Annotated in this window: 17 protein-coding genes; 4 read left to right on the forward strand and 13 right to left on the reverse strand. The window is 45.8% G+C overall.

Translation table 11 applies throughout. The features are described 5' to 3' along the window. Positions 1-10 precede the first annotated feature (10 nt). The 3 genes from BLQ44_RS13345 to dnaE form a co-directional block, all read right to left on the reverse strand. Positions 11-619, reverse strand: coding sequence for a FadR/GntR family transcriptional regulator (locus BLQ44_RS13345; RefSeq protein ID WP_093194479.1), 609 nt, complete (start codon positions 617-619; stop codon positions 11-13). Between the two features lie 113 nt (positions 620-732). Next, positions 733-1,971, reverse strand: a complete 1,239-nt coding sequence (locus tag BLQ44_RS13350; protein ID WP_093194407.1) for an NAD(P)-dependent malic enzyme — start codon at positions 1,969-1,971, stop codon at positions 733-735. A gap of 150 nt (positions 1,972-2,121) precedes the next feature. Beyond that, positions 2,122-5,418 carry a DNA polymerase III subunit alpha gene (dnaE, locus tag BLQ44_RS13355; protein WP_093194408.1) on the reverse strand — a complete coding sequence of 1,099 codons (3,297 nt, stop codon included), beginning with the start codon at positions 5,416-5,418 and terminating at the stop codon, positions 2,122-2,124. Between the two features lie 111 nt (positions 5,419-5,529). Between dnaE and BLQ44_RS13360 the strand changes: the two genes are divergently transcribed. Both BLQ44_RS13360 and ytrI read left to right on the forward strand, forming a co-directional pair. Beyond that, positions 5,530-5,862, forward strand: coding sequence for a YtrH family sporulation protein (locus tag BLQ44_RS13360; protein ID WP_093194409.1), 333 nt, complete (start codon positions 5,530-5,532; stop codon positions 5,860-5,862). Next, the gene (gene ytrI / locus BLQ44_RS13365; protein ID WP_093194410.1) at positions 5,863-6,357 is read left to right on the forward strand and encodes a sporulation membrane protein YtrI; all 495 of its coding nucleotides are present in this window, start codon (positions 5,863-5,865) and stop codon (positions 6,355-6,357) included. It abuts the gene before it with no gap. Position 6,358: 1 nt separating this feature from the next. Here the strand turns inward: ytrI and BLQ44_RS13370 are convergent, their stop codons facing one another. Then, positions 6,359-7,306, reverse strand: a complete 948-nt coding sequence (locus tag BLQ44_RS13370; RefSeq protein ID WP_093194411.1) for a DHH family phosphoesterase — start codon at positions 7,304-7,306, stop codon at positions 6,359-6,361. 92 nt (positions 7,307-7,398) lie between these two features. Between BLQ44_RS13370 and BLQ44_RS13375 the strand changes: the two genes are divergently transcribed. Continuing rightward, a complete protein-coding gene (locus BLQ44_RS13375) occupies positions 7,399-7,692 on the forward strand; it encodes a YtpI family protein (RefSeq protein WP_093194412.1) in 294 nt (97 codons plus the stop codon). Positions 7,693-7,737: 45 nt separating this feature from the next. Here BLQ44_RS13375 and BLQ44_RS13380 read toward each other — a convergent pair whose 3' ends face one another. The 7 genes from BLQ44_RS13380 to BLQ44_RS13410 form a co-directional block, all read right to left on the reverse strand. Next, the gene (locus BLQ44_RS13380) at positions 7,738-9,051 is read right to left on the reverse strand and encodes a DRTGG domain-containing protein (protein ID WP_093194413.1); all 1,314 of its coding nucleotides are present in this window, start codon (positions 9,049-9,051) and stop codon (positions 7,738-7,740) included. 534 nt (positions 9,052-9,585) lie between these two features. After that, positions 9,586-10,266, reverse strand: a complete 681-nt coding sequence (locus tag BLQ44_RS13385; RefSeq protein ID WP_093194414.1) for a metal-dependent hydrolase — start codon at positions 10,264-10,266, stop codon at positions 9,586-9,588. A gap of 13 nt (positions 10,267-10,279) precedes the next feature. Then, complete coding sequence (locus BLQ44_RS13390; protein ID WP_093194415.1) at positions 10,280-11,830, reverse strand: polyamine aminopropyltransferase; 1,551 nt, start codon at positions 11,828-11,830, stop codon at positions 10,280-10,282. A gap of 54 nt (positions 11,831-11,884) precedes the next feature. Next, positions 11,885-12,280: a DUF350 domain-containing protein gene (locus tag BLQ44_RS13395; protein ID WP_093194416.1), complete on the reverse strand. Its 396-nt coding sequence runs from the start codon at positions 12,278-12,280 to the stop codon at positions 11,885-11,887. Positions 12,281-12,295: 15 nt separating this feature from the next. Next, a complete protein-coding gene (locus BLQ44_RS13400; RefSeq protein WP_093194417.1) occupies positions 12,296-12,955 on the reverse strand; it encodes a DUF4247 domain-containing protein in 660 nt (219 codons plus the stop codon). A gap of 68 nt (positions 12,956-13,023) precedes the next feature. After that, positions 13,024-13,695, reverse strand: coding sequence for a PspA/IM30 family protein (locus BLQ44_RS13405; protein WP_093194418.1), 672 nt, complete (start codon positions 13,693-13,695; stop codon positions 13,024-13,026). Positions 13,696-13,708: 13 nt separating this feature from the next. Further along, a complete protein-coding gene (locus BLQ44_RS13410) occupies positions 13,709-14,221 on the reverse strand; it encodes a DUF4178 domain-containing protein (RefSeq protein ID WP_093194419.1) in 513 nt (170 codons plus the stop codon). A 211-nt stretch (positions 14,222-14,432) separates the two neighbouring features. Between BLQ44_RS13410 and BLQ44_RS13415 the strand changes: the two genes are divergently transcribed. Then, a complete protein-coding gene (locus BLQ44_RS13415; protein WP_093194420.1) occupies positions 14,433-14,876 on the forward strand; it encodes a universal stress protein in 444 nt (147 codons plus the stop codon). A 59-nt stretch (positions 14,877-14,935) separates the two neighbouring features. Here BLQ44_RS13415 and BLQ44_RS13420 read toward each other — a convergent pair whose 3' ends face one another. Next, positions 14,936-16,129 carry an acetate kinase gene (locus tag BLQ44_RS13420; protein ID WP_093194421.1) on the reverse strand — a complete coding sequence of 398 codons (1,194 nt, stop codon included), beginning with the start codon at positions 16,127-16,129 and terminating at the stop codon, positions 14,936-14,938. 122 nt (positions 16,130-16,251) lie between these two features. Next, entirely contained in the window at positions 16,252-17,247 is a 996-nt protein-coding gene (locus tag BLQ44_RS13425; protein WP_093194422.1) for a class I SAM-dependent methyltransferase, read from the reverse strand. Positions 17,248-17,309: the final 62 nt, after the last annotated feature.

The following is a 17,309-nucleotide window of genomic DNA, read 5'->3' on the forward strand; positions in this document are numbered from 1 at the left end:
CCAAAGAATTTCACTTCGTATTATTGAATAAGCGATGTGCTTCTGTCATTTCTTCCTTTTCCAAAACTTCCATCAATTGCTGGTGCCATTCCTCCGTATACGTCATAGGCTCTACCGTCCGTAAATAAGAAGTCAGTAAGTGCCATATGGAAAACAGCAGGTGCTGGTTACCGAAGGTGAATAACTGTCTGAAGAACTCATCATGACTTTCGTCCCTGAACGGGAAAAGAACCATCATAAGCTCATCCATCTGTTCGTTAGTCAGTCTGCCCATGGATAAGATAATCATTTCTTTCTCCACCATATTTTTTGCTGTACGAAGTTCTTCCGGTGTTCTGCTTCTATTCAGGATAAACGTGGATAATAACTCCACCATGTGATAGTCTTCGTATTCTTTGAGGAACGTGCCTTCTCCTCTTCGCGTCTCGATGAGCCCCAGCAATTCAAGAGCACGCAGGGCTTCCCTGATGGACGAACGTCCCACTTTCAACTGTTCGCTCAACTCTCTTTCCGAAGGGAGTTTATCTCCTGGCTTCACGCCATTGTTGTCGATGAATTCTTTTAATTTCTGAAGTACTCCTTCGTATACTTTCGTCTTCTCCGGTTCAGAACGAGCCACAGTTTCAATCGATCCTTTCCTTATGTAATAATGTCGTAAACCGACCCCCATCTTCTCCGTCAACGGAAAGAAAATCGAGGTAAGCAGAAGGAGAAGGGGCTTTGCCCTCCTCCTTAGTCTTCATCAATGATGGTCAACTGACGTGTTTTTTCTGCAACCTGTTCAGGGTCTACGTGCTTTCGAGCTACGCCTGATTCCATTGCGGCTTTCGCTACGCTTGCTGCGACTGCAGGTGCTACACGTGGATCGAATGGGGCAGGGATCACGTAATCTTCATTGAGTTCACTTTCGTCCACAAGGCCAGCGATTGCCTCAGCAGCAGCGATTTTCATCTTTTCATTGATTCGTGTTGCTCTAACATCAAGAGCCCCACGGAAAATGCCCGGAAACGCAAGGACATTGTTCACCTGGTTCGGGAAATCTGAACGTCCGGTACCGATCACTTTCGCCCCGGCTTCTTTCGCATCTTCAGGCATGATTTCAGGCTCTGGATTGGCCATTGCGAATATAATGGAGTCATCGTTCATCTTCTCCACCATTTCTTTCGATAGAAGACCTCCCACAGAAACTCCGATGAACACATCCGTGCCTTCCATGACCTCTTCTAATTTTCCGGATACTTTATCTTTGTTCGTTATCTTGGCTATCTCGTCTTTCACGTCGTTCATGCCTTCCTGACGCCCTTCGTAGATAGCCCCACGGGAATCACACATGATGATATCCCTCACACCGAAATGGTAAAGGAGTTTGATGATAGCGATCCCTGCAGCTCCAGCACCGTTAGCTACGACTTTAATGTCGGAGAAGGAGCGCCCTGTTATCTTCAGGGCATTCATAAGACCAGCTACCGTAACGATAGCTGTACCATGCTGGTCATCATGGAAAATAGGTATGTCCGTTTCTTTTTTCAGACGATCCTCGATAATGAAACAGTTCGGTGCGGCTATATCTTCAAGATTCACACCGCCGAATGTCGGCTCCATCAATTTGACCGTCTGAACGATTTCATCTATGTTACTGGTACTCAAACAAATAGGAAATGCATCTACGCCTGCAAAACTTTTGAACAGGGCGGCTTTCCCTTCCATTACCGGAAGAGAGGCTTCCGCTCCGATATTCCCGAGACCAAGCACAGCAGAGCCGTCACTTACGACCGCCACCATGTTGCCCTTCATCGTATAATCGAACACGGTTTCTTTATGATCATAGATTTCTTTACAAGGTTCAGCGACCCCAGGTGAATAAGCCAGGCTCAAGTCTCTGGCATTCCGGACCGGTACCTTGGGGGTCGTCTCCAATTTCCCCTGATTAACTCTGTGGATATGCAACGCTTCATCTCGCAAATTTGACAAAAGACCACACTCCTTCATTTCCTTAACATCTATTTACTATCATATATCATTCAGGAACAGATTCACATCTTTCCGAAAGTGGTCAGACCACCTGATTCGACCTCTTAATTATAACAAATCACTATGCCGTGTAAAGGTATCCATTTCTTTTCATTTCCATTTATTACGAATAGCCACCTGTTTCTCTCCGAATTCCTGTTTCAGACGCTTTTCACTGCCCTCTCCGAGAGAAATCTGATGCCCCTCCGGCACTTTATACACCTTCTTTTCATCTTCTACGTAAAAGTACACGTCATAATTTCCCGGGAAATGTTCTGCATGCTCTTTCAGCGTGCCAAGGGCGTGAGGATACTTCTGGTGAGTGGTTTTGATGAAAACCTCCGTGACCTCCTGCATAGGGCGAATTTTTTGAACCTGAACCTGTTTCTCTCCGTTCCGCTCCTGTATCTTCCCTTGCATAATGATGATCATATCCTCTTCAAGCCAATTGCTTACCGTACGATACACTTCCGGAAAAATGACCGCGTCCATTTCATCCTTTTCATCACTGATGGTTAAAAACGCCATGCTTTCCCCGCGTTTCGTCCGGATTTCTCTGATTTTGTCTATGACGGCTGCGATGTACACCGAGCCTTTCCTTTCTTTCATGGTGCTCAACGTAAGGATGTTCTTCCTTTCAAGCGCTTTCCGTTCTTCTTCGAGAGGGTGAGAAGAAAGAATCGTGCCGAGCGCTTCCTTTTCAAGATTCAGACGTTTCAATGCCGGCAGAGGTGCTTTCGGTACAAGTTCCCCGCTCCACTCATCGAGAAACCCCTTATCCCCACGGAATTCCTTGAACAATTCACTTTGCTCAAGAGCCTGATCGATACTCGCAAGCAGACTTGCCCGATTTCCATGGTGAACATCAAAGCTTCCTGCTTTGATCAGTGATTCCAATGCATTACGATCCATGAAGCCCGAACATCTCATGGAGAAATCGAAGAAATCCGAAAAGTATCCGTTTTTCCTTTCGTCTGCAATGGCTTGTCCGACCTTATATCCAATTCCTTTTATCAACATGAAACCGAGGATAATAGAGCCGCTTCTGACAAATGCACGTGGGAAGGCTTCGTTGATATAAGGTGGTTTTACGAGCACTCCATCCCTCTTAGCTTCACGTACATACCCTGTCAGTTTATCCCTGTCCCCGACAGCCCCGTTCATCAATTCAGCCATAAAATATTCAGGGTAGTGAGCCTTGATATAAGCAAGCCAATACGAGATATAACTGTATGCTACCGCGTGACTTTTGTTGAATCCATAGTTCGAAAAGCGGATGATCCAATCGAACAACTGTCTGGCTACCTTCTCGTCGTACCCCCTATCGCTCGCCCCTCGTAAAAATCGATCTTCCTCATTTTCAATCGCATCTCCCTGCTTCTTCCCTACAGCTCTTCGGAACAAGTCCGCTTCTCCCAGAGAATAGCCGGCAACGACCTGTACAATCTTCATGATCTGCTCCTGATAGACGAGCACCCCGTACGTCTCTTTCAAAATCTCCTTCACCTGTTCATGAGGGTAGGTGACAGAAGCCTTTCCATGCTTTCGTTCGATGTAATCCGGTATGAACTCCATCGGACCCGGACGATACAAAGCGTTGACCGCCACGATATCTTCGAACCTTTCCGGACGCAATTGTCTTAGCACCTTACGCATTCCTCCCGATTCGAGTTGGAAGATTCCGTTCGTTTTCCCCAACGCCAATTGTTCGAATGTATGTGCATCATTACTCGGGATGATCTCTAGCGAAAAGGATGAATCTTTATATTTCTGTATGTTTTTCTCTACACTTTCCAGAAAAGACAGGTTCCTCAACCCGAGGAAATCCATCTTCAATAATCCAAGAGCTTCCACATCATGCATCGTCATCTGAGTAAGAAGAGCAGGGCCTTCATGATTCATAAGCCCAGTGAATCGTCTCAATGGACATTCACTGATCACTACCCCTGCTGCATGGGTAGACATATGCCTCGGCAACCCTTCGATTTTTGATCCGATGCGAAACAATCGTTTCTGCACATCAGAATTCCGGATGAATGCCTTCAGGTTCTCCGATTGCTTCACTGTTTCTGTCAGACCAAGGGGTTTGGAAGAAGGGAAATGCTTCAGAATATACGTAACGTCTTCCTCCTCCACCCCTAGAGCTTTACCGACTTCCCGAATCGTACTTCTTGAGGCGAAGGTACCGAACGTACAAATTTGTGCTACGTATTCCCTTCCATACTTCTCCCTGACGTAGGAAATGACTTCATCTCGACGGTGATCGGAAAAATCGATATCAATATCCGGCATCGAAGAGCGCTCCGGGTTCAAAAACCGCTCGAACAATAGTCCGTGCTCCAGTGGATCCACCGTGGTGATATCGAGCAGATAAGCGACAATCGATCCAGCAGCAGAACCACGTCCGGGCCCGACTTTGATCCCGTTCTTTTTTGCATAAGCTACAAAATCCCAAACGATGAGGAAATAGTCACTGAAGTTACGGGAGGAAATGACCTCCAGTTCATGGTGAAGGCGCTCCATGGCTTCGTCTCTATTTTCCTGGAACTTCAGCTTCAAAGCATCTTCACAAAGCCTTCTTAAAAATTGATCCGAGCTCTCACCATGTACAGGATAAGCAGGCAAAAGAGGACGGGACAGCTTCAATTGTACGTTGTTCCCGGACACGATCCGTTCATTATTGATGATCACTTCCGGCCAGTCACGGAAGAAATCCTCCACCATTGCAGGGTCGTAAAAGGACGTCACTGTCACAGGGGAAGAACCGCGCTGAAACTTAACTCCCCTGTCCATGGCACGCAAAACTTCATAGGCTTCCCGGTCCTCCTCATGAAGAAAACGGATATCACTGATCGCAGCGCACCGCATCTGCTCTTCCTTCTCCCATTCTTTCAAATGAGGATGGAGGATCTGCTCCTGTCTGAAATCCGTAGCCATGACCCCGGCAAAAAGGGAAGAAAATACGGATTCGAAGGAGCGGAACACCGATAACACCTCTTCTTTTCTGCCTTCTACAATCGGTTGGGCCATAGGAGTCTCTCTCGTCCGCCATAGTGCCGTCACTTCTTTACCAAGGTCATGGATATCATCGAGTCTCAACCCTTGATGCAATTGGTGTCTGCTAGTTAGCTCGACAATATTCCCGAATCCCTCCTCTGACTCCGCTATCAGAATGACCGGATAGGCCTCCTCGTTGAAGACAATAGGCAACTCCACGCCGAGGAGCGGTTTTATACCTCTACCTTTGCATGCCTTATAAAAGGCCAAAAGAGCACTGACACTTTCACGGTCCGAAATACTTGCAGCGCCCATCCCTTTATGTACCACCTCTTCTACAAGAGCATTCGTATCAATCGTACTGTCCATGAGACTATAACCGGTGCGCACGCCGATATGGGTATAACTCATCGTTTTCACCTTCCTCTGTCTAGATTTTAACTCAGAAAAACTCAAGCTGTCTTCATACGTGACTGCCTGTACACATAAACTGACAACAATAAGAAGAAACGGGGAATTTGCATGGAAGAACGATTGATCATTTCTATGATCCAGTGTTACTTCGTTGCATTCGGAGTGATTGTCGGTGGGAGTGTAATTGGCAGTATAGGGAGTTTTTTTACAGGAGAAGCGCCTTTGACGGATATGTTCCGATTAGCGAGAGGGCTTCGCATCTGGGCGATCGTCGCAGCCATCGGAGGAACATTTGATGCCATCAGCAATTTTGAAAGAGGGATCTTCGAGGGTTCTACGTTTGATGTGTTCAAGCAGTTCATCATCATCGTTTCAGCCATGGGCGGGGTACAGACAGCCCTCCTTTTCATGGAATGGCTCATAGGAAAGGAAGTAACATAAGTGCATATCCCACCTGCCTATTACAAAAAAGAGATGAAGCGCTTCTTAGCCGGAGCGGTGCTCGGGGGGTGTTTCGCTTATATCATCTTCATCTACATCTATGGAGAGATGTATGAACAGGCTATCGAAGACTCCATCACAGCCAGGACAGAAGTACAGGAATGGGAAGAGAAGTATGAGCAGCTGTTAAGCGAGCAGGAATCCCGTCCAAATATCGAATATGTAGAAGATATGACTATCAAGCTCACTAATGTCAAACAACTCTCCATCGATAAATTGACTCAACATGAACTCATCCAGGAAACGAAATCATTATTGAAACCTGTCCAGGGTACAGAAATTTCAAAGCTTACCGGTCATGAAGAGCTGATAGTAACTACTGTAGAAAACAAAGACTTCCGTATTGATGACTTCACTTATCATTTAACGGTAACTAAGCTTATCATTTCCAGGACGCTCATCATTGAGGTGGAAATCAAAGCGGAGAATGGATGATTCATCCATTCTCTTTCTGATAAGCCTCACAAATGGAATACAACTCAGCATCGATTTTCTTTGTTTCTTCCCAATCCTCTGCTCTGGCTCCGGCAGCCATCGGGTGTCCGCCTCCTCTATGACGTTCCGCCAGCTTATTGACGACTGGCCCTTTGGAGCGGAGCCTTACACGTATTTCGGAGTCCTCTTCTACGAAGAATACCCAGGAGAGGATCCCTTCCATATCTCCGAGGATGCCTACCAGTTTACTCGTTTCAAGAGGATGGACACCGAATTCATCAAGGGTTTCCTTCGTAAGTGGAATGGCGGCATGTCCTTTGTCAGAAACCGTGACGTTCTGAAGAATATACCCTTTCAAGCGTGCGAGGTGGATCGGTGTCTTATACAGATGATCGTATAAAGCAGGGCGATCGAAATCATGCCTGATCAGTTCAGACGCAGCCTCGAATGTGCGCTCTGTCGTACTCGGAAATAGAAAGCGTCCGGTATCCCCTACTATACCTGCATAAAGCAGGCGTGCCGCTTCTTCGGGAATGATCCACCCCTCTATCTCCCTGGTAAGAACGAAAATCATTTCACTTGTCGAGCTGGAATCCGTTTCGACCCATTGGACATCCCCGTACTCATCCACTACCGGATGATGATCGATCTTTATAAGGGACTCCCCGTGGGAATATCTTTCATCATCAATCCTTTCCTGATTGGCTGTGTCATTCACGATGACAAGCGCCCCTTCATAGTCCTCGTCTCTTATTTCATCCATATGACCGAGAAATTCAAAGCTTTCATCGTTTTCTCCGGTGACAAGAACTTTTTTATCAGGGTAACTCGCTTCCAGGATCATTTTCAGACCAATCTGTGAACCGAGCGCATCCGGGTCCGGTCGAACGTGGCGATGAATGATAATGGTGGGATGGTCCTCTATTTCTTTCTTTATCTGTTCATACATATAAAACACTCCTGACCTTAAAGAATGGTGGCATTTTTTCATCAAACAAGCTAGAATAGGCGATAACGAATAAATTATAAGGATGGTTAAGTATGCTATTGTTCATCAGTTTAGTTATCGTGTCTATTGTACTATACATTTACAACAAAGTAATGATTACCCGCTCGGAACATCCGATTACGCAGAGGTATTATAACAGCACAGCAAAAATCTTCCTCGGTATTTTCATTGGAAGCTTCGGTGTCAGCCAATACTTATTTTACGAAACCCGATTATCTCTGTTCATCGGCATTCTCTTTTTGATCCTCGCCGTTATGCAGATCAATCATGGATGGAAAGCCTCCCGTCACTACAAAGAGGAATACCTGAAACAAGCCGAAACCTGAAGCTGCTTATAAAAGCAGCTTCTTTTTATTACTATCCAATAGTCATTACCGATCGATAAGCTGGGCCATAAGTAATGCTTTCCCTACAATATTTCCTTCGTGGAAGACTTCGACATCCAATTTCGCCAATTTCCTTCCTACTTCAAGAATATGTGGATGGATCTCTACGTCACTCTCCAGCTGCACCGGTTTGATGAAATACGTAGAAATATTTTCTACGACCAGGTCCCCTTTCTTATACTTGGTAAGCAGGTGGCTCGCTGCTTCTGTAATCAGAGCTGTAAATACTCCGTAAGACATCGTCCCCAATTGATTCGTCATCTGAGGCGTCACTTTCGTCTGAAGAATGTAGTTACCTTCTTCATCTGTAATATGACTCAGCTGATTGGTGATGAGGTCGTCGATCGTCTCCCCTACCTGGGGCTGTCTCTGAATATTCTGCAACGCCTTCAATACGTCCTGACGGGAGATAATACCCTGAAGCTCTCTTAGGGAGTTGATGACAGGCATCAGTTCTATCCCTTCCCACACCATCATATGAGCAGCATTCGCAAGAGAGGTATTCGCCGTAACCGTCATCGGGTTTCTCGTCATCACCTTCTCGACGAGTGTCTGTTCATCTTCTCCGACAATATCTTTAGAGGTCACAATCCCCGCTACCCGGTTCTGCACATCTACGACCGGATACCGGCTGTGTGTCGTTTCTTTATTCAATTCATACCACCTCTTCACCGGGTCTGTCGTCGACAGGAATTCCGATTCTTCGAGAGGGGTATAGATATCTCCGACGAGCACAATTTCTTTTTTGATCATCTGATCATAAATCGCTCTATTGATCATCGTGGCAACAGTGAACGTATCGTAACTGGTGGAAATGACAGGTAGTTCTTTTTCATCAGCGAGACGCTTCACTTCATCCGTCGTATCGAACCCTCCGGTAACAAGGACAGCTGCACCTTCCTGGACTGCCAGCTCATGTGCATTCGTCCGGTTCCCTACAATGAGAAGAGAACCCGCTTCTGTATACCTCATCATCGCATCCAGCTTCATCGCACCGATCACGAATTTATTCAACGTCTTATACAGGCCTTTCCGTCCGCCCATGACCTGTCCTTCGACGATATTCACGATTTCCGCGAATGTCAGCCGTTCAATATTCTCTTTCTTCTTCTGTTCAATCCTTATCGTTCCGACCCGTTCGATCGTACTGACGAGATTCTGGTTTTCCGCTTCCTTGATGGCACGATAAGCCGTACCTTCACTGACCTGCATCTCTTTCGCAATCCGACGCACGGAAATTTTACTTCCGATACTCAGCGATTCGATATGATTCAAAATCTGTTCATGCTTTGTAGCCATTCCCTCACCGACTTTCCAACTGTACTAGTATTTTTAAGTGTAATTGTTATTATACTAGTGATACAGTTAGACTTCAATTTTAATTAAGAAAAGCGGAGACACCCCGCTTAGAAACCACAGTCATAAGTAGGCAGGTTAGATAAAGGCGCCCTTCCTTTCTCTAATCCTGCCTACTTATGGCTCGGGTTTCTGGATGTCGTAGCTAGATCTGGTTAAGAAAAGCGGAGAAGAACGTTCAGAAGATTTCTTACATTAACTAAAACCATCCGAAAGAATTGCCTTACTTCTTTCGGATGGTTTTACGACAATAATCACCCGTTAAAATCAATAAACACCTCATAACCTTCAGTATCAAACAGTTTTTAAAAATTCACTTCAATAATCAGCTCATGACAAATATTATCCGACACTTTTCTATCCAACTTAAAATAAATTACCTCATAACTACCGTCTCCCCTCCTCCCAACACCCAGTCATCACTAACAAACAAAGAAAACCGGACAATCCTTGCAGATTGTCCGGTCATATTCTCGCTTACAGGTCGATGGATTCTCCCGGCTTCAGGGCAACCCCTTTTCCGGGCTTCACTTTCTCAGCGAATCCTTCACCGTCCTGATTGATTAAATCAAACGTATTATAGTGGATAGGAACGACTTGTTTCGCGCCGATCCATTCAGCCGCAGTCAAAGCATCTTCCGGTCCCATCGTAAAGTTATCTCCGATCGGAACAAAAGCAAGATCGATGTCATTTCTTTCCCCGATCATCTTCATATCAGAATAGAGACCTGTGTCTCCCATGTGATAAATCGTTTGGCCATCGATCGTCAGAAGGATTCCTGTAGGCATTCCGGTATAGATGATGGTCCCGTCTTCTTCTGTGTAAGAAGAACCGTGGAACGCCTGCGTAAACTTCACAGTTCCGAAGTCGAAATCGTGGCTGCCACCGATATACATTGGATGAGCATTCAATCCTTTATTACCGAGGTACGTAGCTAGTTCGAATGGCGCGATGACTTGAGCATCATTCCGTTTGGCGATATCAAATGTGTCCCCGACGTGGTCATTGTGTCCATGCGTCAACAGGATAATATCCGCATCCTGTTCATCTGCATTCAAATCCGTGTTCCCATTCTCTGAAATGTAAGGATCGAAGAGAATCGTGTGCTTCTCTGTTTCCACCTTTACAACAGCGTGTCCATGAAAAGATACTTTCATTTTTCTTCCTCCTTTAATAGTGTTTCCATGCTTCTTCATACTTCTGTATTAAATTCGGATGAATCAATGTATTGGGTTCCAGGTTCTTCACCTGCCCATCACTGTCTATGATTTCCCTGTCTGTATCTTTCCCAAACACCGTCAAAGCAGATATCACATCCTCTGTCAGGAATTCCGTTTCTACACCGATCGATGCTTCGTCTACATCAATATCCCCGCGAGAGGCCATCACGAACCCCCAGTTACCGAAACTCGGAACATCTACGTGGAAATTGTACGTATTCATACCGGTAGCTTTCACAGTCTCATCAATCGTCCAGTAAACCTCTGTCGCAAAAACGGGGCTCGTTGCCTGTGCCATCATGATCCCTTCCGGCTCGAGATGATTACGTACAAGGGAATAAAATTCTTTCGTGTACAGTTTATTCAGACTCTCGTTGTTAGGGTCAGGCAAGTCTATCAGCACGGCATCAAAGCGATTATCCGTTTCCTCCAGATACTGAAAAGCATCCTCATGCAAAACATCTACCGACGGATCTTCCAAGGCACCTTTGTTCAATTGCTCCAAATGAGGATTTTCTGTTGCTAGCTCAACGACAGCGGGGTCGAGATCGACAAGAGTTACGGAAGAGAGATTCTCATACTTAAGCAACTCTCTAACCGCAAGACCGTCTCCGCCTCCGAGTACGAGAACGTCTTCCACCTCTTTTTTATAAGCAAGAGGAAGATGTACAAGCGTTTCATGGTAACGGTGTTCATCTACAGAACTGAATTGAAGGGACCCGTTCAGAAACAGTCGCACGTCTTCTCCTTCTTTCGTCAGGACAATCTTCTGATAGGGCGTGTCCTCTATATGCAGAATAGGGTCTTTATACAGTTTCTGCTCAAAGGAAAATGCAAGTTCTTCCCCGAAGAATAAACCGCTCACCAGTAACACGCCGATAAAAACGGCACTCCCGAGATGAAAAGAAAACTTTTTGATTTCTTTTTTGAAGTAAAAAAGTACGAGAACAGCGACCGATAGATTTATGACACCAACGAAGAAAGCTGATTTCACCATTCCCATCTCCGGGCGTAAATAAAAGGCGAAGAGAAGTCCCCCAATCAACCCGCCGGCGTAATCGGAAAACAGGACGCGTGCTGTACTTTTATTCAATTCCACCCCGATTTCATTCGCTTTCCGGATAAGTACCGGCAACTCCACTCCTGTCAATGCTCCTACCGTGAACGTGACGAGATAAAGGAATAAAGCATCCGACCCTGATGGAGCGAAGGCAGTCATTCCGAACATCAGGAAACTCGAAAATCCTCCGATCATAGCCACCATGAACTCTGTCCATACAAACGCAATGATGAGGTTTCTGGTCACCCTTTCACTGACACTCGCTCCGACACCCATGCCGGTCAGAAACAGACTGATCGTAAGCGTATACTGTTTCACTCCATCTCCCAGTATGTAAGAACCGAGCGCTCCGAACAGCACTTCGAAGATAATTCCACAGATGGACACGATCCCGGAGGCCCAGTATATCAATTTGCTTTGTCTGATCGCTTTCTCATTCATAACATATTCTCCCCATCAAAAAGGGCACTCTCTTATGTAAGAGTGCCCCATTTCCTATGTAATCGACGCACCGATGACGAACGCAAGACCGATCGATACACCCATCGAGATGATTCCGATTGCTGTATTGTTCTCTTTCAACTTATCCTCAACGGAAAATTTACGCGTAAACAATTCGAACAACAAGTAGGCTATCATCTGTAATACTACGCCGACCCCGCCCCAAATAAGTGTATCCATAATAGTGAAACTGTGATAAATGGCGAAAGAAAGGACGATACAGATACCGATGATTTTACCGGCAATCGACATAGCGACTGCCTGATTTCCGGCACCCACTTCCTCCCAATCCTTGTACTTCTTCGTCATTAATTCAAATATACCCAGTCCGATCAACACAACAACGACTGCCATCAGAAAATATCCGATAGTCGCTAATAATGGTTGCATAAGATTCCCTCCTTTTTATTTTCCTACTCCGGGTCCTCCACCTCTGTTCGATGACCCTCTGAATGATCCACTGTTCCCGCCATACATCGAATAGCCGCCATAGCAGCCACCGGAAGCGCAGCGATCCCGTTGACGATTCTGCCAGTCATTCGTTCCGAAAGCACGATTCAAAAGCGCATAGGCAAGCATGCCATCAAAAAACGATGGGCGGTAATTGTTTCTTACGAATTCTTTTTCAGCCAGCTCGATCAATACGAGCCCTGCTTCTTCTTCGCTTTCTTTCAATATGACAAACTCATCGGGATAAATCAACGCCTGTTTGTCACTCTGTCTATCCCCGACCTCAGCAGGAGGTACCTCTGAAGTAATCAACTCTTCCACTTCTCTTAGATTGAACTTGCTGGTCATATATATTTCCGAGCGACCACGGTCTGTCTGAACCGTATCCAGTTGTGGAAACGTTTCTTCTATCATATCGTCGACAGAAGTGAACGATCGATCCCGAAGCGTCTCTTCAATCTCCTCACGGGAAGGTTCTTCCGGAAGCGAACCATAGGATTCCTGTTCGTATGTACCTGAAATTCCACTGCCTGTGCTGTCACCACTATCAAATATGAAGAAAGCGATGAAAGCTGCAAAAATCGTAAATAAAGCGACACTCCCAACATCTTTCACCTTTGTGCCTCCTCTCCATCAAGGTAAAACACAAGCCCGGCAGTGCCAGGCTTGTATGCATTAGACAATTACTCTTTATTCATCTTTTTCTTCAGAGCTGCCAACTCGTCGTCTACACTATCTTTCTTATCGAGAGCGTCGAATTCATCGTCGAGAGAGCGATTATCGGATCGGAGGTCTTCGCTGGTTTCCGCTTCCGCTTCGTATTGCATCACTTTCTCTTCCATACGCTCAAACCCTTGTCTCGACTCGTCACTTCCGATATCAGACATCGTACGGTTCATCTTCGTACGGGTCTGCGCTGACTCAGCACGAGCTTTCAGGGAATCCTTCTTCAATTTCATTTCCTGGTATTCTTTCTTCATTTCATCCAATTTCGTGCGGAGCTGTTCCGAGTCCTTCTTCGCCCGCTCGTAGGATTCCTTCATCTGATCCGCTTGCTCCTGCTGGTTGTTCTTATCTTCGATGGCACGACGGGCAAGATCTTCGTCTCCTGCTTCGATCGCTTTCTCCGCCTGACTCATCCGTTTTTCCACCATAGCCTGAGCATCGTCATACTTTCGCTTCAGCATCTTTTCATTCGCGATCTGCTTGGCGACAGCACTCTCCGCGTCACGGATATCGTTCTCCATGTCCCGCATGAATTGTTCGAGCATTTTCACCGGATCTTCCGCTTTATCAAGCATCGCATTCAATTCTGAACCTACGACTGTCTTTACACGATTAAAAAACTTAAACAATGTAATCTCCTCCTTATGTGGATCCTGCGATAATCTTCAATTCGTATTCTTCCAGGGAACTTCCTACACTTACCTCTATCTCGCTTCCCCAAGCCTCCATGCTGAGCATCAATTCTCCGTCATCAGACAAGTAATCGGCATAACGGACCGTGCTCCCCTGAAGGTTACTACTTCTTCCCTCTCCGAGAACTTTCGCTTCCCCCTCTTCCTCCTTATGAAACGTTTGACCTTCATAATCAACGTCAGCAGGGTAAGGTTTGTTTACCGGAAGTTGAACTTTTTCATACATTCCAAGTTCCAGTTCATCATCCATTTCAGCAGATAGCCATTTCGTATCCCTTCCTTCCAGAAGCTGATAGCTATACCATTCATAGCTCCCATCCCGATACGTCAATTTACCTACGACTTCATAATCTGCAAGGTCATACGTAACTATGTCTCCCACCTGAAGATTGAGAGCATGACGTTCTTCGACTTCCGTGGAAGGTTTCTTCGTTTTCGAAAACAAACGCTTCAAAAAACTCACCTGGACACCTCTCCTTTATGACCTTGTACCTTTATCTACGAACAGTCTCGGCAAAGGTTTCAATTATCGATAACTTTTTTCCTCTTTCATTATACCTTTTTTACCGGCAACAAAAAAGTTCACAGCTTTTTCATTTTTATAAAGCGTTTACATGTCTACTATACAAAGGATTGTGGTACATATATAATAAGTATAGAAAGGAGTGGGGAATATGACCTTCGAATACAAAAACATTGTAGTAGCGGTGGACGGTTCAGAAACAGCAGAACGGGCTTTCCAGAAAGCGGTGGATATCGCAAATAGAAACAATGCGACAATCATCCTGTCCCATATCGTGGACACTCGAGCATTCGCCACCGTAGAAGCTTATGATCGGTCTCTCGCTATGAGAGCAGAGAAGCACGCCTATGAGATTCTTGAGGATTACAAGAAGCAGGCGGAGGAAGCTGGGCTTGAAAGTATCGAAATTGTAATCGAGTATGGTTCTCCTAAAGTGAAAATCACCAAAGACATCGCTCCTAAGTACAACGCCGACCTTATCATCTGTGGAGCTACCGGACTCAACGCAATGGAACGTTTCTTCATCGGAAGCGTATCGGAACATATTACCCGCACAGCCAAGTGTGATGTCCTGGTGGTAAGAGAGAACGATTAAAAATGGAATATCAACAACAAAAAGACCTTCCTAACCGGAAGGTCTTTTCTCATTTTTACTTAATTTTTCAACCCTTTTTCCACTGTATCTCTCGCAATGACGACTTCCTCGTTCGTCGGAATCACCATTACTTTGACCGGGGAATGCGGATAGTTGACGAAAGCATCTTTCCCGCGGACCTTGTTGAGGGAAGGATCCCAGTATACGCCCATGAACTCGAGCCCTTTCAGGATACGTTCACGGATAGAAATACTGTTCTCCCCTACTCCGGCAGTAAAGATGATACCATCGATGCCGTGCATACGGGAAGCGTAGGAACCGATATATTTGTGGATACGGTTCGCGAACACTTCAAGTGCAAGCTCGGCACGCTCGTCGCCATCTGCAGCTTTTTCTTCGATATCACGAAGGTCACTGGAGAAACCGGAAAGTGCCAGCATTCCACTCTCTTTGTTCAGTACGTTCATCACTTCATCCGCTGTCTTCCCTGTCTTCTCCATGATGAAAGGGATAAGGGCCGGGTCGATGTTACCGGATCTCGTTCCCATCGTCACACCGGCGAGTGGTGTGAAGCCCATAGACGTGTCGATGGACTTACCGCCTTCGATTGCAGCGATACTGGCTCCGTTCCCAAGGTGGCAGGAAAGGAGACGCAATTGCTCCACCGGACGTCCGAGCATTTCTGCTGCACGCTCTGACACATACTTGTGAGATGTTCCGTGGAACCCGTATTTACGGATGCCGTAATCCTCATAGTATTCGTAAGGAAGACTATATAGGTAAGACTGCTCCGGCATCGACTGGTGAAAAGCAGTGTCGAAAACGACGACATGAGGAACATTCGGCATCACTTCACGGAAAGCACGGATCCCCGTCAGGTTGGCAGGGTTGTGAAGCGGAGCCAGTTCGGAAACATCTTCAATCGCCTGGATCACTTCTTCCGTTACGAGGGCAGACTCACTGAACTTCTCGCCCCCATGGACGACACGGTGACCGACACCGTCGATTTCATCCAGGGATTTGATGATTCCTTTAGACGTCATAGTATCCAGCAGCAAGTCGACAGCCTGCTGATGGTCATGGATATCCTGGATTTTTTTATCTTCATCTTCATCGGTTTCAATTTTGAAAATCGAATCGTTCAATCCGATACGTTCCATAACACCTTTAGCGATCACCGTCTCCTCAGGCATTTCAATGAGCTGAAATTTCAGTGAAGAACTTCCGGCATTAATAGCTAAGATTTTATTCAATGTTGCTCATCCCCTTAAATATAGGCTCGTTTCTTTCAACAACTACCATTTAACCACCCGCTTTTTGCATTTTCAACCGTAAAACGGAATGATAACGGTTACCTGATATATTTCTTATTTTCTTACAATTTCCCCGCGTGGTAGTCGGTAAACCAGTCGTTGACCTGTGAGATGATATTGGCTGTCTTTTCGGGACTCGAGAACGAAGGAAGTTTCACGAGTAGTGCCTGTTTCGGAGGCTTTGTCCCTTCTTTTTTCTTCTGTACGATGAACACGCTTCTTGCAAACTTCTCATCTTTGAACAGGTCTTCCGGTAACTGCAGCATGCCGATGACGTGAGCATGGTCGCGCAGATATTTCTGGAGGTTCTGTGCCTGATCGCTTTCAAACAGAAAGTTCGGCACGACGAAAATCCCGTATCCTCCCTCTTTCAAATAAGTGAGACTCTGTTCCATCAGCAGGTGGTGGGCATAAGAGTGGCCTTCTTCCGCCTTCAATTCATACTTGGACGCTTGTACATCATCGGGATAGTATCCTACAGGTAGATCGGCCGTCACGATATCCACCGGCTCTAAAAGAAACGGCTGAAGGCTGTCCTGGTGGAAGAACTCGATATTATGCTTCTGAAGGTTCGCCTGCACGACTGCAAGCTGAATGAGCGTATCATCCACTTCACTTCCGTAGGGAACAACCTTTTTATCCACACCATTAAGGATAGCTGTCAGCAAATTACCGCTTCCGCATGTAGGATCGAATAGCCTGATATCTTCTTCCTTGAATTCCGTAAGCTTACCGACCAGGTAACCGATGAAAGTCGCTACCGCATCAGGTGTCAGTAGGTGCTGTTGCTGGGTGGCCCCCTTCATCCCTTTCAGGGTAGCCAGCTGAATAGCTTTACGGATTTCTTCATTTTCATAGTCGTTCTTATTGAAGCCGAGCCATTTGTTACGGATATCCACCTGAAGTTTCTCGGGGTAATCTTCAAACACCTGCCCCTGATACAAAATATCAAGCGTTTCTGTAACAGCTTCAATGTAAGTGATATTCAACTCCTCAGAAACAGCTGTCGCCATTTCGTCGACTTGCGTAAACAGTTTTTCTACATTCTTTTGATCCATTGTCCGTTCCTCCTAAATTTGAGGCATCAATCGTTATCCTTATATACAATATCGAATGTGCG

This window comes from Salimicrobium halophilum, from assembly GCF_900100295.1.
GTDB lineage: Bacteria > Bacillota > Bacilli > Bacillales > Halobacillaceae > Salimicrobium > Salimicrobium halophilum.

What these genes read in the sequence shown, in the direction of transcription:
- BLQ44_RS13415 (WP_093194420.1), top strand. Translation starts at nt 14,433, where the DNA reads ATGACCTTCGAATACAAAAACATTGTAGTAGCGGTGGACGGTTCAGAA.
- BLQ44_RS13385 (WP_093194414.1), bottom strand. Translation starts at nt 10,266, where the DNA reads ATGAAAGTATCTTTTCATGGACACGCTGTTGTAAAGGTGGAAACAGAG.
- BLQ44_RS13380 (WP_093194413.1), bottom strand. Translation starts at nt 9,051, where the DNA reads ATGGCTACAAAGCATGAACAGATTTTGAATCATATCGAATCGCTGAGT.
- BLQ44_RS13395 (WP_093194416.1), bottom strand. Translation starts at nt 12,280, where the DNA reads ATGCAACCATTATTAGCGACTATCGGATATTTTCTGATGGCAGTCGTT.
- dnaE (WP_093194408.1), bottom strand. Translation starts at nt 5,418, where the DNA reads ATGAGTTATACCCATATCGGCGTGCGCACCGGTTATAGTCTCATGGAC.
- BLQ44_RS13370 (WP_093194411.1), bottom strand. Translation starts at nt 7,306, where the DNA reads ATGTATGAACAGATAAAGAAAGAAATAGAGGACCATCCCACCATTATC.
- BLQ44_RS13390 (WP_093194415.1), bottom strand. Translation starts at nt 11,830, where the DNA reads ATGAATGAGAAAGCGATCAGACAAAGCAAATTGATATACTGGGCCTCC.
- BLQ44_RS13375 (WP_093194412.1), top strand. Translation starts at nt 7,399, where the DNA reads ATGCTATTGTTCATCAGTTTAGTTATCGTGTCTATTGTACTATACATT.
- BLQ44_RS13425 (WP_093194422.1), bottom strand. Translation starts at nt 17,247, where the DNA reads ATGGATCAAAAGAATGTAGAAAAACTGTTTACGCAAGTCGACGAAATG.
- BLQ44_RS13360 (WP_093194409.1), top strand. Translation starts at nt 5,530, where the DNA reads ATGGAAGAACGATTGATCATTTCTATGATCCAGTGTTACTTCGTTGCA.